The 14,705-nt window shown below is 58.6% G+C and carries 15 protein-coding genes; 8 read left to right on the forward strand and 7 right to left on the reverse strand.

From position 1 onward, the window contains the following. Positions 1-223 precede the first annotated feature (223 nt). Positions 224-1,579 carry an NCS2 family permease gene (locus ACSMDR_RS06685; protein WP_436467699.1) on the forward strand — a complete coding sequence of 452 codons (1,356 nt, stop codon included), beginning with the start codon at positions 224-226 and terminating at the stop codon, positions 1,577-1,579. A gap of 68 nt (positions 1,580-1,647) precedes the next feature. Here the strand turns inward: ACSMDR_RS06685 and djlA are convergent, their stop codons facing one another. Genes djlA through ACSMDR_RS06700 form a run of 3 tightly spaced genes read right to left on the reverse strand, consistent with a single transcriptional unit; the run spans position 1,648 to position 4,188 of the window. Beyond that, positions 1,648-2,475 carry a co-chaperone DjlA gene (djlA, locus tag ACSMDR_RS06690; RefSeq protein WP_436467700.1) on the reverse strand — a complete coding sequence of 276 codons (828 nt, stop codon included), beginning with the start codon at positions 2,473-2,475 and terminating at the stop codon, positions 1,648-1,650. Between the two features lie 16 nt (positions 2,476-2,491). Next, positions 2,492-3,160 carry an N-acetylmuramate alpha-1-phosphate uridylyltransferase MurU gene (gene murU, locus ACSMDR_RS06695; RefSeq protein ID WP_436467701.1) on the reverse strand — a complete coding sequence of 223 codons (669 nt, stop codon included), beginning with the start codon at positions 3,158-3,160 and terminating at the stop codon, positions 2,492-2,494. Next, positions 3,157-4,188: an aminoglycoside phosphotransferase family protein gene (locus ACSMDR_RS06700; protein ID WP_436467702.1), complete on the reverse strand. Its 1,032-nt coding sequence runs from the start codon at positions 4,186-4,188 to the stop codon at positions 3,157-3,159. The genes murU and ACSMDR_RS06700 overlap by 4 nt, the downstream gene beginning before the upstream one ends. 178 nt (positions 4,189-4,366) lie before the next feature. Between ACSMDR_RS06700 and lptD the strand changes: the two genes are divergently transcribed. Genes lptD through ACSMDR_RS06730 form a run of 6 tightly spaced genes read left to right on the forward strand, consistent with a single transcriptional unit; the run spans position 4,367 to position 11,090 of the window. Continuing rightward, positions 4,367-6,766 (forward strand): LPS assembly protein LptD, encoded by a 2,400-nt coding sequence (lptD, locus tag ACSMDR_RS06705; RefSeq protein WP_436467703.1) that lies wholly within the window; start codon positions 4,367-4,369, stop codon positions 6,764-6,766. Positions 6,767-6,795: 29 nt separating this feature from the next. After that, on the forward strand, positions 6,796-8,094 hold the full coding sequence (gene surA, locus ACSMDR_RS06710; RefSeq protein WP_436467704.1) for a peptidylprolyl isomerase SurA: 1,299 nt from the start codon (positions 6,796-6,798) through the stop codon (positions 8,092-8,094). Further along, positions 8,094-9,080: a 4-hydroxythreonine-4-phosphate dehydrogenase PdxA gene (gene pdxA, locus ACSMDR_RS06715; protein ID WP_436468210.1), complete on the forward strand. Its 987-nt coding sequence runs from the start codon at positions 8,094-8,096 to the stop codon at positions 9,078-9,080. The genes surA and pdxA overlap by 1 nt, the downstream gene beginning before the upstream one ends. After that, entirely contained in the window at positions 9,077-9,889 is an 813-nt protein-coding gene (gene rsmA, locus ACSMDR_RS06720; protein ID WP_005893776.1) for a 16S rRNA (adenine(1518)-N(6)/adenine(1519)-N(6))-dimethyltransferase RsmA, read from the forward strand. The genes pdxA and rsmA overlap by 4 nt, the downstream gene beginning before the upstream one ends. A 4-nt stretch (positions 9,890-9,893) precedes the next feature. Continuing rightward, positions 9,894-10,256 (forward strand): Co2+/Mg2+ efflux facilitator ApaG/CorD, encoded by a 363-nt coding sequence (apaG, locus tag ACSMDR_RS06725; RefSeq protein WP_005893778.1) that lies wholly within the window; start codon positions 9,894-9,896, stop codon positions 10,254-10,256. A 6-nt stretch (positions 10,257-10,262) separates the two neighbouring features. Continuing rightward, positions 10,263-11,090 (forward strand): symmetrical bis(5'-nucleosyl)-tetraphosphatase, encoded by an 828-nt coding sequence (locus tag ACSMDR_RS06730; RefSeq protein WP_436467705.1) that lies wholly within the window; start codon positions 10,263-10,265, stop codon positions 11,088-11,090. 84 nt (positions 11,091-11,174) lie between these two features. Here ACSMDR_RS06730 and folA read toward each other — a convergent pair whose 3' ends face one another. The 4 genes from folA to ACSMDR_RS06750 form a co-directional block, all read right to left on the reverse strand. Then, positions 11,175-11,690, reverse strand: coding sequence for a type 3 dihydrofolate reductase (folA, locus tag ACSMDR_RS06735; RefSeq protein WP_436467706.1), 516 nt, complete (start codon positions 11,688-11,690; stop codon positions 11,175-11,177). Positions 11,691-11,712: 22 nt separating this feature from the next. Beyond that, complete coding sequence (locus ACSMDR_RS06740; RefSeq protein WP_436467707.1) at positions 11,713-12,180, reverse strand: threonine/serine exporter family protein; 468 nt, start codon at positions 12,178-12,180, stop codon at positions 11,713-11,715. A gap of 103 nt (positions 12,181-12,283) precedes the next feature. Next, on the reverse strand, positions 12,284-13,081 hold the full coding sequence (locus tag ACSMDR_RS06745) for a threonine/serine exporter family protein (protein WP_436467708.1): 798 nt from the start codon (positions 13,079-13,081) through the stop codon (positions 12,284-12,286). 305 nt (positions 13,082-13,386) lie between these two features. Next, on the reverse strand, positions 13,387-13,725 hold the full coding sequence (locus ACSMDR_RS06750; protein WP_005893784.1) for a DUF3135 domain-containing protein: 339 nt from the start codon (positions 13,723-13,725) through the stop codon (positions 13,387-13,389). A gap of 412 nt (positions 13,726-14,137) precedes the next feature. Here ACSMDR_RS06750 and mog point away from each other — a divergent pair, with 412 nt between their 5' ends. Then, positions 14,138-14,668, forward strand: a complete 531-nt coding sequence (mog, locus tag ACSMDR_RS06755) for a molybdopterin adenylyltransferase (RefSeq protein ID WP_005893786.1) — start codon at positions 14,138-14,140, stop codon at positions 14,666-14,668. Positions 14,669-14,705: the final 37 nt, after the last annotated feature.

Genomic DNA, 14,705 nt, shown 5'->3' on the forward strand with positions numbered 1-14,705 from the left:
TTTATCCGATAGATGACAAACGTTTGAATTTTTACTCTATTCATTGATCCGCTTCGCAGATCCGGGGTTTGTAAACGACGCCGCCTGTGTGAAAATGTGCGCGCTGTCACGGTATCAGGACGAGTCCGGCTATTCGTTAGCCAACGACGCCAGTCACGGCCCCTCATGGATGGGTCTGGCTGCGAGCCTGCCGCCTATTTCACGTCACCTATTGGAATACAACATGAATCAACCACATCAAGCCGACCACAAGGCCGCCAACCAGGCTGCCGGGCAAGGATTGCTCGAACGCCTGTTTGCCCTGCAAGGCCATGGCACCACGGCCCGCACCGAGGTCATCGCCGGGATCACCACCTTCCTGACCATGGTCTATATCGTCTTCGTCAACCCGCAGATCCTCTCCAATGCAGGTATGGACACCCAGGCGGTGTTCGTCACCACCTGCCTCATCGCCGGTATCGGCAGCATCTTGATGGGACTCTTGGCCAACCTGCCTATCGCGCTGGCCCCTGCCATGGGGCTCAACGCCTTCTTCGCCTTCGTGGTCGTCGCCGGCATGGGCTACTCCTGGCAGGTCGGCATGGGCACCATCTTCTGGGGCGCCCTGGGTCTGCTCATCCTCACCCTGCTGCGGGTGCGCTACTGGCTCATCGCCAACATACCGCTCACCTTGCGAGTCGGCATCACCGCCGGTATCGGCCTGCTCATCGCTCTGCTTGGCCTGCACAACGCCGGTATCGTCGTGGCCAGCCCCGCAACTATGGTGACTGTGGGCAATCTCACCTCTCTGCCCTGCCTGCTGGGGCTGCTAGGGTTCTTCCTGATCTGTATCTTCTCCGCTCGTGGCGTGCACTCCGCCGTATTGATTGCCATCGTGGTCACCACCACCCTGGGCTGGTTGTTTGGCGATGTGACCTTCAAGGGCTTCGTCTCCATGCCGCCCAGCATAGCGCCGGTATTCGGCCAGCTGGATCTGATGGGGTCACTCGACATCAGCCTGGCAGGCATCATCTTCTCCTTCATGCTGGTCAACCTGTTCGACTCCTCAGGCACCCTGATCGGAGTAACCAGCCGTGCCAAGCTGGCGGATGACAAGGGCCGTTTCCCGCGCATGAAACAGGCGTTGATGGTCGACAGCGTAAGTTCAGTGGGCGGTGCCTTCATGGGCACATCCTCGGTGACCGCCTATATCGAGAGCAGCTCAGGGGTTGCCGTCGGTGGTCGTACCGGCCTGACCGCCATCGTGGTTGGCCTCCTGTTCCTGCTGGCCATCTTCTTCTCCCCCATCGCCGCCATGGTGCCCGCCTATGCCGCCGCCGGCGCCCTCATCTACGTGGGCGTGCTGATGTGCTCCGAGCTGACCAAAGTAAAATGGGAAGATTTGACCGAAGCGGTACCGGCCTTCATGACGGCCGTCATGATGCCGTTCAGCTTCTCCATCACCGAGGGGATAGCCGTCGGCTTCATCTCCTACTGCGTGATGAAGGCAGGTACCGGCCGCTGGCGCGAGATCAACCCCTGCGTGCTGGTCGTCGCCCTGCTGTTCGTGATCAAGTTCGTCTGGGTCGACGCCCACTAAGCGCCACCGACACCAACAAAAATGCCAGTCTCTCGACTGGCATTTTTGTTGGTGTCGGTGACGTGGGGCTAGCGGATGCCGCGGGCCTCGCGGATCCACTCCCAGGCTTGCTGGATCTCCTGGGCCTTCTCCTTGGCCATCTCCATCATCTCAGGCGGCAAGCCCTTGGCGGCAAGCTTGTCCGGGTGATGCTTGCTCATCTCCTTGCGATAGGCTTTCTTCACCTCGGCATCCGACATCTCTTCGCTCACCCCCAACAACTGGTAGGCATCCTTGAGCCTGTCCTGGCTAGGCGGTTGCTGACCCGCAGAGTGATGACCCCCTTGATACTGACCCTGGCCGCCATGGCGGAAGAAGTTCATCTGCGCTTCGGCCATGGCAAGGATCCGCGCCAGTTCTATCTGGCTGAAGCCCAGCTCCTCGGCAATGGTCTGCAAGATGGCGCGCTCGGCCGCCTCGACCTGACCATCGGCAAATGCCGCCTGCAGTTGCACCTCAAGGAAGAAGCGCAAGATGTCGCGCTGGCCCTGGCTCGCACTGCGAAACCCCGCCAAGGTCTGGCGCAGGGGAAAATCAGCCTCTTTACCCTCGCGAAACGAGCGCTGGGCGTTGCTGCGCTGCTCGGGGGAGAGGCGCATCCGCTCCATCAGTGCCGCAGCGACCCGGATCTCCTGCTCGGTGACCTGCCCCCCCGCCTTGGCAATGTGGCCCATGACCGCGAAGGTGGCATGGAAGAAAATAGCCTGTTGCTCGGCGGTCGGGGTGCGACGAAAGGCCCCCTGGATGCCGATACCACGGTCGAATCTGTGACCGAGCCAGAGGCCTATCAGCAATCCAAAAATATTGCCGAGCAGAAAACCGAAGAAGGCGCCAAGCACCTTGCCCCAAATACGCATGACTCAAAACCTCATATTAATTAGTGGAGCTTACCAGCTCATCGTCCAGGGCACGCAGCCGTGCCACAGTGCCGATATCGCGCCAGTCTCCAGTAAGAAGCGAACCGCCCACCCGTCCTTGCGCCATCCAGTCCCGCAGCAGCGGGGCAAGTTTACGACTGCCCGGAGTGAGGGCACTGAAGGCCTCGGCTTGATAGAGACCAACGCCGCTAAACGTCAGGCCGGGGCGATCCCAGACTCTATCCCCCTCAAGGGAAAAATCCCCGTCCGGATGCTGGGGAGGATTGGTGACCAACCAGAGATGGGCGAGATCCCCCCCCAGCTCCTGAGATACCAGAGGCGTGTAATCCAGCCCCAGCCAGGTATCACCGTTGATCACCAAAAAAGGGGCATCCCCCAGCAGAGGCAGCGCCTGTACTATGCCTCCCGCCGTCTCGAGGGCCGTCGCCTCCGCAGACCAGGCTATCTGCACCCCGAACTGGCTGCCATCGCCAAGGGCCGCCACCAGTTTATCACCGAGCCAGGCATGGTTGATGACCAGCTCGCGTACTCCGGCAGCTTTTAGCTTCTCGATATGATGGACGATAAGCGGCTTGCCCCCGACCATCAGCAGCGGCTTGGGCAGGCTGTCGGTGAGCGGGCGCATCCGCTCACCGCGACCGGCCGCCAGAATCATGGCTTTCATTGGCCCTTGCCCTCAACTGCCGCGCCAGCAAAACCGGGCAGGACCCGGCGCACCAGCCAGTCACCAAACTCGGCCAGTACAGGATAGGTGGCGCCATGTAACTGGCAGCTATCCACCACATAACCCAGAGTGCGAGGAATGTCCTTGAGATAACCTGATTTGCCATCTCTGTGGTAGAGACGGGTGAATAGACCCGCCGCCTTCAGATGACGCTGCATACCGGTCAGGTCGGCATGACGACGGAAGCTGGCATAATCAAGCTCACCAAGCAGCCCAGTTTGACTCAGCTGTTCAAAGCCAAGCTGCATGCCCTGCTCGATCACCGCGTCCGGCCAGCGCACGTAGCAGTCTTTCAACAGGGAGACGAGATCATAACTGAGGGGGCCCATGACCATGTCTTGAAAATCGATGATGGCCAACTCGCTCAGGGCAGGAACGGGGGCCCCTTCCGTCACACTGCACACCATCAGATTGCGACTATGAAAATCCCGGTGCATCACCCCTTGTGGCTGGGCAAGGTTGTTGGCGGTCAGGCAGGCGAAGGTGTCATCGAGCAGACGCTGCTCTGCGTCGCTGAGCAGCAGCTGCAGATGCTTGCCGAGCAGCCATTCCGGGAAGATGGCATTCTCCCGGGCCATGAAGAACTCATCGAAAGGCTCCAGAGCCAACGCCACATCCCCAAGCTGAGGCAGCAGGGCGATGGCTTTCTCATACCAGGCCAGCACGCTGGTCTCGTCCAGGCAGTTAATCAGCTGGATGTCGCCAAGATCCGTCACCGCCAGCAGACCAAGACGGTAATCGACCGCTCGCACCTCGGGTGCCAGCAGACCACAGGCATGCAAGGCGGCCGCATTGCGGACGAATTCGTGATTCTTTTCGGTGTGGGGATTGGCATCCACCCAGACAAGATCTGCCCCCCGATAGTAACGACGGAAACTGGCATCACCAGAGATAAGGGTCAGCGTCAGCTGGGGGTCGCCGGTGTACTGACGAGCGAACTGGAGCAGGGCATCGAAACGATTGGACATGAGTGAAGGACCGCTGAAGGAGGAAAGCAGCGCTAGGCTGTTAGCCCTGGCCGCAATAATGCTTTATCATTGCTGGCTAACATAAAGCAATGAGATGCAATGTCAACTCGATGAGTCCTGGCGTATTATGCATGCTCTTGAATCAGCCGTTTCGATACGGATTGCGCGAGTCTTCTAAATGACAAAATGGACACTGGGGCGTGCCTGTCCCATCGCCCTGACCATTGGCCTTGCCAGCCCGGCATATATCCAGGCTGCGCCATTGGGCGTACCCGCCGCCACTGGTCTGCTGGACGGTCTCTGCTATGACTATGTTCCCAAGATAGAAAAAGCCCCCGCCAATCAGGATGCCAACGCCCTGCCGGTGGAGGTGGATGCTGATCGTCTCGAGGCCAAGCAAGGCGGTACTGCCGTCTATCAGGGCGACGTAAAAGTTCGCCAGGGTGTCCGCAAGTTTGATTCTGACTATGCCCAGGTTGATCAGAAGAGCCGGGATGTGATCGCCATCGGCAACATCTACTACAACGATGGCCAAATCACTGTGACCAGTGACAAGACCCTGAAGTCCAACCTAAACACCAAAGATTCCGAGCTGGAAGAGGGTGTCTATCAGGTTCATGGCTCGCCGGTGCGCGGCTCGGCCGAGCGGGTCATCATGACCAATAACAACCAGAACATCACTCTGGAGGGGGCGCAGTACACCACTTGCCCACCAGGCCAGGAAGCCTGGACCCTGAAGGCGGGAAGCATCGACATCGATCAGAACGAGGTGTTCGGCGAAGCCTGGAACGCCAGCCTCTGGCTTTATGACTACCCGGTGTTCTATTTCCCCTATATCAATTTCCCGATCAAGGATCAGCGCAAGACGGGTCTGCTCTACCCCAGTTATGAGCAGAGCTCCAAGAACGGCATGGACATCAACCAGCCCTTCTACTGGAACATAGCTCCCAACTACGACGCGACGATCAGCTCCCGCTTCATGGACAGGCGCGGTCTGATGGAACAGCTCGAGTTCCGCTATATGCCGAACCCGTCCCATACCGGCAGCCTCTATTTCGAGAACCTGGCCGACGACAAGCAGTATGACGAGACGGATAGCCTCAATGACTATCTCGCCGATGGTCACCGCTATCTGCTCAGTGCCCGCCATACATCACGTTTCCTCGACAACGCCCTGGTGATGTCCCTCGATTACACCAAGGTGCGTGATAAGGATTACAACTATTTCAACGACTTCTCGCCGCCGGTCGGCACTCAGGTCGACAACCAGTTGCAGCAATCCTTCAAGGCCGGTTATTACCAGCAGGACTGGAACCTGACCACAGAGGCTCGGACCTACCAGATATTGCTGGCCGGTGCCCAGCAGCCCCACTCCATGCTGCCGCGCATCAATCACAACTATTACCGTCAGGGCAATTGGTTCGATCTTGCCTGGAATACCGAACTGACCAAGTTCGGCTATGACAACGATCAGTCCACCATAGGGGAAGCCTACACCGGTACCCGCCTCTATAGTGCGCCGACCCTGACGGTGCCGCTCATCGACGCTGCTGGCTACTATATGGATAGCCAGTACAAGCTGATGTACACCCAGTACAATCAGGATGTCCCTGACAGCAGCAAGCTCACGGCCTATTACCGTAACAAGGGGTTGACCAATCTTGATGACAACGTCACCCGGGTGTTGCCCTCGTTCCGCCTCAAAGGTGGCATGACCTTCGATCGCCAGCAGGATTGGTTTGGTGAAAATGCCAACCAGACCCTAGAACCCGAGTTTCAGTACCTTTATGTCCCCTACAAGGATCAGGACAACATAGGCATCTATGACTCGACCAGCATGCGCCAGGACTACTACAGCCTGTTCAGCGATCGCCGTTTCGCCGGTCTGGACAGAATAAGTGACTCCAACCGGGTCTCGGTAGGCCTGACCAGCCGGGTCTATGATGCCGTAGGGGATGAGCGCCTCCGTCTGGCAGTGGCCCAGGCATTCGATTTTGTCGCCCCCAGGGTCACCCTCTATCCCAGCGATGAGGCGAGCACCAACACCCGCTCTCCCCTGTCGTTCGAGGGGGATGCCAAGATAAGCGAACAGTGGTTCGCCCATGCCGGCGCCCAGTATGACGTGCAGGAAAAAGAGTTCAGCTCCGCCAACAGTGCCCTGGAATACCGCCATGAGAAGCTGGTCAGCCAGGTCAACTACCGCTTCGTGCGTGATGCCAACTATGACCTCACCCGCAGCGGTGAGACGGCCAACATCAATCAGGTCGGCATGGTGGTGGGCTCGCCCATCAATGACCAGTGGCACATGTATGGCGGCTATTACTACGACCTGGATCAGAACGTCAAAGTCGACCGCAAAATAGGCGTCAAATATGACTCCTGTTGCTGGAGCATCAACTTCAACCTGGAGTGGGTCAACAGCCCGGATAACGTCACCTACCAGCCCACTTCGGAGCGTAGTTTCGGCATCCAGTTTGAAATGAAAGGATTGGGTAGTGTGGGTACAGGGGCCAAGGGCACCAGTCTGGATACAGATGCCCTGCCTTACATTCGTCCGTTTAACCTGCGGGACAAGTGAGTCATCGCAAAACGCCTTGAGAGATGGATATGAAGAAGACGTGGATTTCCCTGCTGACCGCAGGCCTGTTAGGTGTCATGAGCCAGAGTGCCCTTGCCTCCCCCGAGCTCATCGACAAGGTGCTGGCGGTGGTCAACAAAGACGTGGTACTCGCCAGCCAGCAAGAGGCCCTGGTCAACAAGATCAAGTTCTCTGCCAAGGAGAGCGGCCAGGCGCTGCCCGATGACGTCACCCTGCGCAAACAGGCGCTGGATCGCCTGATCCAGGAGAGTCTGCAATTGCAGCTGGCGGACCGGCAAGGTCTGAAGATAAGCGACACCCAGCTCGAACAGGCCATCAACAGCATCGCTGCCGACAACAAGATGAACCTGGAACAATTGCGTGCCCAGCTTGATCGGGAGGGCATCAGTTATGCCCAGTACCGGGAAGAAGTGCGTCGCGAGATCCTGATGAACGAGGTGCGCCGCAACCAGATCCGCCGCCGCATCAACATCTCGGATCAAGAGGTCAAGCAGGTGGTGCAGGCGTTGCAGAAACAGGGCCAGCAACAGCAGGAGTTTCATGTCGGTCACATCCAGATAGCCCTGCCGGACAACCCGAGTGCCGAGCAGCTCAATGCAGCCAAAGCCAAGATCGACAGCCTGCTCAAGCGCCTGCGTAACGGCGCAGACTTCCGCGAGCTGGCCATCGCCGAGAGCAATGGCCCCAAGGCCCTGGAAGGCGGCGACTGGGGCTGGATGAGCCCACAAGAGATGCCAACCCTGATGGCCGATGCGGTACAGGGTGCCAAGAAGGGTGACATCGTTGGCCCGCTGCGTTCCGGTGCTGGCCTGCACATCGTCAAGGTGTTCGATGCCAAGGGGATACAACAAGTGGTGCAGACCGAGGTCAAAGCCCGCCACATCCTGATCAAACCCTCGATCATCCTGAGCGAAGAGAAGGCCAAGGGCATGCTCGATGGCTTCCTCCACGATATCAAGAGCGGCAAAGCTGACTTCGCCGCCCTGGCAGAGAAGTACTCCGAAGATCCGGGTTCTGCGGTACAAGGCGGCGAGCTCGGCTGGTCCGATCCCAACGTCTATGTCCCTGAGTTCCGCGACATGGTCAATCGCCTGCAACCCGGTCAGTACAGCGAACCGTTCCGTACCAGCCACGGCTGGCACCTGGTTCAGCTGGAAGAGAGACGCAGCCAGGATGCCACCGACAAGGCTCAGGAACAGCGCGCTTACCAGCTGATCTACAATCGCCGCTTCGTGGAAGAGTCCCAGGCCTGGCTGGATGAGCTGCGCGATGAAGCCTATATCCGCATCGAAGGCGCCAGTAGTTGATGATTTGCCAACGTCTCGCAATAACGCCAGGTGAGCCAGCAGGCATTGGGCCGGATCTGGTGCTCGAGATCGCCCAGCGCGATTGGCCTCATCAGCTAGTGGTGGTGGCCGATCCTGCGCTGATGCGCCGCCGAGCCGCCATTCTGGGACTCGATATCGAACTCGTCCCCTACGATCCCGCCCTGCCCGCCACCCCCCAGCGGGCAGGTAGCCTGACCCTCTGTCCGGTCACCCTGGGGACAACCGAGGTGGCGGGCGAGCTCGACGAGGCCAATGGTGCCTATGTGCTGGCTACCTTGCAGCGCGCCTGTGATGGCAACCTGAGCGGCGAGTTTGCCGCTGTGGTCACAGGCCCGGTGCACAAGGGCATCATCAACCAGGCTGGGGTCTCGTTCAGCGGCCACACCGAGTTCTTTGCCCAGCAGGCCGGGGTCGGCGATGTGGTCATGCTGCTCGCCACCGACGGCCTGAGGGTGGCGCTGGCCACCACCCACATTCCCCTCGCCAATGTCGCTCGAGCCATCACGGCGGAGCGTCTGGGCAAGGTGATCCGCATTCTCAATGCGGATCTGAAAAGCAAGTTTGGCATTGCGAGTCCCAGGATTTACGTCTGCGGCCTCAATCCCCACGCCGGGGAAGGGGGTCACCTGGGCCGGGAAGAAATAGACGTGATCGAACCCGCTCTGAACGCCCTGCGCCAGGAAGGGATCGATCTGGTTGGCCCCCTGCCAGCCGATACCCTGTTCCAGGAGAAGTACCTCAAGGATGCGGACGCGGTACTGACCATGTACCACGACCAGGGGTTGCCCGTGCTCAAGTACAAGGGCTTCGGGCGCTCGGTCAATATCACCCTCGGACTCCCCTTTATCCGTACCTCGGTGGATCACGGCACTGCGCTGGACTTGGCAGGCAAGGGCCTGGCAGATTCTGGCAGCCTGATCACCGCGCTTAACCACGCCATTCTGATGGTAGAGAAAAAAATATGAGCAGTAAGATGCACATGGGCCACACGGCCCGTAAGCGTTTCGGTCAGAACTTCTTGCACGACAGCTATGTGATCGATCAGATAGTGGCCGCCATCAATCCACAGCCGGGTCAGAACCTGGTGGAGATAGGCCCGGGTCTGGCAGCACTGACCGAACCGGTCGCCTCCCAGATGGACAAGATGACAGTGGTCGAGCTGGACAGGGACTTGGCCGCGCGTCTGCGCGAGCACCCCACCCTGAAAGAGAAGCTGACCGTGATCGAAGCCGATGCCATGCGTTTCGACTTTGGGACCCTGATGGGCGAAGGCAAGGGGCCGCTGCGCATCTTCGGCAACCTGCCCTACAACATCTCTACCCCGCTTATCTTCCACCTGTGCGAGTTTGCCGACCGGGTAGCAGACATGCACTTCATGTTGCAAAAAGAAGTGGTATTGCGGATGTGTGCCGGCCCCGGCAGCAAGGCTTATGGCCGCCTGAGCGTCATGGTTCAATACTACTGTCAGGTGATCCCGGTACTGGAAGTGGGTCCCGGCGCCTTCAAGCCAGCTCCGAAAGTGGACTCTGCCGTGGTGCGCCTGGTGCCTCACAAAAATCCGACCATAGTCGCCAAGGATCTGCGCTGCCTGAGCCGGGTCTGTACCGAGGGCTTCGGCCAGCGCCGCAAGACCATTCGCAACAGTTTTGCGAACTTCATCACCGTGGACCAGCTCACCGAGCTTGGCATAGACAGCACCCTGCGCCCGGAGAATCTCTCCCTGGAACAGTTTGTGACCATCGCCAACTGGTTGGCTGACCAGCAACAGGCCTGACATCATGGCGACACCGACCATTCATATCCGCCCTCATCCCAGCTATATCGAGGACAGCCAGGATCCCTACCAGTTTCTCTATCTCATCGAGATCCAGAATCTGGGACCTGGCTCGGCACAACTGCTCGCCCGGCGCTGGATCATCACCGATGCCAACGGCAAGATAGTGGAGGTCGAGGGGCCTGGCGTGGTCGGTGAACAACCCGTCATCCCCCCCGGTGAGACCTTCCGTTACCAGAGTGGTGTTCCCCTCGATACCCCCCTCGGGGTCATGGAGGGGAGTTATCGGATGCGGGATGACGCGGGCAATGAGTTCGATGCCCCCATAGCCCCCTTCACCCTGGCCGTTCCCCACATTATCAATTGAGGTTTCATGGCAAACTGTTTTGTCGGTGATATACAGGGTTGCTATGACGACCTGCGCCGCCTGCTCGAGCTGGCTGATTTTGATCCCGTAAAGGACAGACTCTGGCTGGCGGGGGATCTGGTGGCACGGGGACCGGACTCTCTCTCTGTGCTGCGCTTTGCCAAGTCTCTTGGGGATAGCGCCGTCTGCATACTCGGCAATCATGATCTGCATCTGCTGGCGGTCGCCGAAGGGGTGGCGCCCCTCAAGAAAAAAGACAGACTGCAGACCCTGATGGAGGCGCCGGACAGGGATACCCTGCTGGAATGGCTGCGTCATCGACCACTGCTGGCCGAGTGCAGCCACCCGACCAACCCTGTGATGATGGTCCATGCAGGTCTCTCTCCGGCGTGGGATGCCGATACCGCCCGCCGCTGTGCCAGGGAGGTGGAGAGCCTGCTGCGAAGCGACCAGTATCAATGGCTGCTGCATCACATGTATGGCGATCATCCCGACAGCTGGGATGAAGGCCTGCTCGGCATAGATCGCTATCGCTACATCATCAACAGCTTCACCCGGATGCGCTTTTGCCACGCCGATGGTCGGCTCGACTTCAAGTGCAAGCTGGGGCCTGATGAGTCGACGCCCGGACTGCACCCCTGGTTCGAACTGCGGGAACGTCATAGCGACGATCCCACCCTGGTATTCGGTCACTGGGCGGCCTTGATGGGCAGCACTGGCCGCAGCCATATCAAGGCCCTCGATACCGGCTGCGTCTGGGGCAACAGCCTCACCCTGTGGCGCCTGGAAGATGATGCCCTGATCAGCACCCCCTGCCCCGCGCATGCTCGCTGAGATATGGGCCCAGCGGCGATCCGCAGAAGCACAGACCAATAAAAAGGCCCCTCACGGGGCCTTTTTATTGTCAACACCCTACCCCTAGGGCGACACCGCCGATGGGCCGTGGCGCACCAGGGTCTCGAAGCGATAAGCGTGGGGGTTCTTCTCATCCGGCTGATGAGCCTCGCTCGCCACACAATGCCACTCCTGCGCCTCATAGGCCGGGAAGCGGGTGTCACCCTCCACATTCAGGTCAATCTGGGTGAGATAGAGGGTGTCGGCCTGGTTCAGCAACTGACGATAAAGATTGCCGCCGCCAATCACCATCAGCTCCTCCACCTCTCCTCCCTCATCAAGGCTGCTCAGCACGGCCTCCAGGGAAGAGAACACCTCGACACCCTCGGGGGCATAGTCCGCATTGCGGCTGATCACCAGATTACGCCTTCCCGGAAGGGGACGACCGATGGACTCGAACGTGCGACGCCCCATCAGGATAGGTTTACCCAAGGTCACCCGCTTGAAATGGGCCAGATCGGCGGGCAGATGCCAGGGCATCTGGTTGTCCTTGCCAATCACGCGATCACGGGCCATGGCGGCAATCATGGAAATCTTCATGGCGTCACTCTCACAGCATCTCTCACACAATGGGCCGGTTACGGTACACGACCAGCGAGGGTATCGCCAGCCCGAAGCTCAGGGCGCCGACGATAAAGATAGCCTTCAACCCATTCTCCAGGGCGCTCTGGATAAGCTCCAGGGTCACCCCGTGAATATTGAGTTCGACAATGGCAATCATCGTCTTGAAGGCATAGCTGCCGGGGATCATGGGGATGATGGAGGCCACGCTGAACACGGGACGCGGGGCCAGCAGCCGCCGCGACCAATGGACACAGACAAAGCCGACCGTGGTCGCCGCCGCCAGAGTTGCCCACTCGATGGGCATCCCCTCATGCATCAACAAGGTTCGCAGGCTATGGGCCAGGGCGCCGCCCATGGCGCAATACTTAAGCATGCGGGGCGGCACATTGAACAGCATGGCAAAGCCCACCGCCGGGATAGCCGACCAGAAGCCATCCCTGGCCAGCAGCCAGAACAGCTCCATCATGGCCGCCCCCCCCAGATCCCGCGGTCTGACGATGTGACCAGTCGGGTAACGAGACTGAGACTTCTATCCGAGCCCCTCGAAACAACCACCAGCTGTAATGGCATCATACTTTCCACCCCCAGATCCCGGTAACCGACATGGCAAGCACTATGCCGACAGCGGCACTGATGGTGAGCAGGGTCGCGGTCCCCCAGCGGGCCAGCCCCATATTGAAGTAGCCCTTGACCATGTCGGAGACCGCATTGATGAGGGGAAACCCCGGCACCAGCAACAGGACGCTCGCCGCCATGGCGAGGTAGGGTTGCTGGCCCCAGCCGAAGAAGGTGGCGCTGGAGGCGAGCAGAGTGGCGATGAAGCCGGTCACGGCAAAGTTGATGAGGGGGCTGTGATGGTGGCGCGCCATCAGCTGACGTCCCCGCATGGCGCAGGCGCTGGCGAGGAAGGTCACCAGGAAGATGGGCCAGTCGCCGCCAAACAGCAGGCTGAAGGCACCGCAGGAGAGGCCCACCATGGGCACTACCAGCCAGGGGTGGTAGTGGAACGGCTTGATGGCATCGAGTCGCTGCCTGACTTCCCGCGCCCCGATGAGGTGCTTCTCCGCCATGATGCACAGTCGTTGTACCTCGCATACCACCTGCATATTGATGCCGTGCTCGCGCACCCGGCGGGTGGTGGTGACGCAATGCCCCTGATAGAGGCTGGTCAGCACGATGGCGCTTGAGGAGATGGCCATTTCGACACTCTCCAACCCAAGCGCCAGACCCAGCCGCATTGTGGTTTGCTCGATGAGCCGGCTTTCGGCACCAAACTGGGCCAACATCTGTCCTGTCTTGACGAGGATGCGGGTGACCTCTGTCTGCTGTTCCCGGGACAGCACCCTTCTTGGACTGATACTTCTCATATTCCCTTCGAGTCGTAGCGTTAAAGGCGCTATCTTAGCCTAGCTGGCCAGGCTATTCACCCATCCTTGGTAGGGTATATTAGGGTGAGAGATCAACTAACCGAATGAAAAATAGCTTGAAAGCGATATCACTCATAATAATGGGTGCAATCAACAACCAGCATGGGATAGTAATCTCCTTAACATCACAACATGCCAGCGCGACAAATAAAACTCGATAAAACAATGTTTGACTCATCCGCCAGGTCATCCGGAATAATAATTTTCCACGCTATAACACGGCACAGGTCATTGCCGAATGGCACTTATTTATGGCGATGGTCCTGCAACGAGACCACATTATCGCGCGGTGGCAATGGGGGAAGTTCATCCTCTTCCGAGAAATAGCAGAGCCGGCTCATCTCGCTTCGCATCAGGAAGAAGGAGTCTTGCATCATGTTGACGATGCGAAGACAGCTGTCGATGGGGTTCTTGGCCAGTCTGCGCTGGCAGTCGACCTGAAACTGCAATCCTCTCAATCTGCGCTGCTGATCCGGATTGGCTGTTTCTATCACCGCCTCTATCTGTTCATAGAGCAGGGTCTCAAGCAAGTGAGGCTCTGTTGCGGCCAGTCGTTTCAAGGTATCAAAATCAGGTAATTCCATATCGCCCTCCACTCTCGCATCGAGAGGGTGTGATGCCGGAACATTGCCTGTTCCAGCCTCTCCTACTGGTTATATATGCCAAGGGGGAGCGGAGTTCAATTTACCATTAAATCGCTTGCGGGCTTCCATTGAATACAATTCCCTACGACAAGAACATATTAATCATTGCAGATCAGCATCTTGAATTTTTAAATCGAAGCTCATCCCGAACCATGATCTCTTATACATTTTTAACAAGCCGGGTAGCACTATTATTCCCATTGCGGACTTTACGTCTGAAAATGTATTTTCAAGCTGTTCGACAACCCCATGAACAATCACGCGACATATTGGCCACCGAGCCCAGGATTTAACATATCTATCTGATTATGCTATTTTATTTCCCTATCTATCGCGACAGACAAGGGATCGTATGAATAAGGCAAAGATCGGCATAGTCACCGTCAGTGACAGAGCCAGTGCAGGCATCTACGAGGACCTCTCCGGCAAGGCCATCATGGACACGCTTGGGTGCTACCTGAGCTGTGAGTGGGAAGCCGTCTACCGCCTGATCCCGGACGAACAGCCCCAGATTGAGGCATGCCTGACTCAGCTGGCGGATGACGCGCAGTGCTGCCTCATCGTCACCACCGGGGGCACAGGGCCCGCCAAGCGTGATGTCACCCCTGAAGCGACCGAGGCGGTGTGCGATCGCATGATGCCGGGCTTTGGTGAGCTGATGCGCGCCGAGTCGCTCAAGTTCGTCCCGACCGCCATTCTCTCCCGCCAGACCGCAGGCCTGCGGGGCAGTACCCTTATCGTCAACCTGCCAGGCAAACCAAAATCCATTCGCGAGTGCCTGGATGCTGTCTTCCCCGCCATTCCTTACTGCATCGATCTGATGGAAGGGCCCTATCTCGAGTGCGATGAGAACGTCATCAAGCCTTTTCGCCCCAAGCAGTAAGCTCTGCTCACCCCCAATAAAAAGAGGCGCCCAAGAG

Source organism: Aeromonas molluscorum (assembly GCF_051376105.1).
Classification (GTDB): Bacteria; Pseudomonadota; Gammaproteobacteria; order Enterobacterales; family Aeromonadaceae; genus Aeromonas; species Aeromonas molluscorum.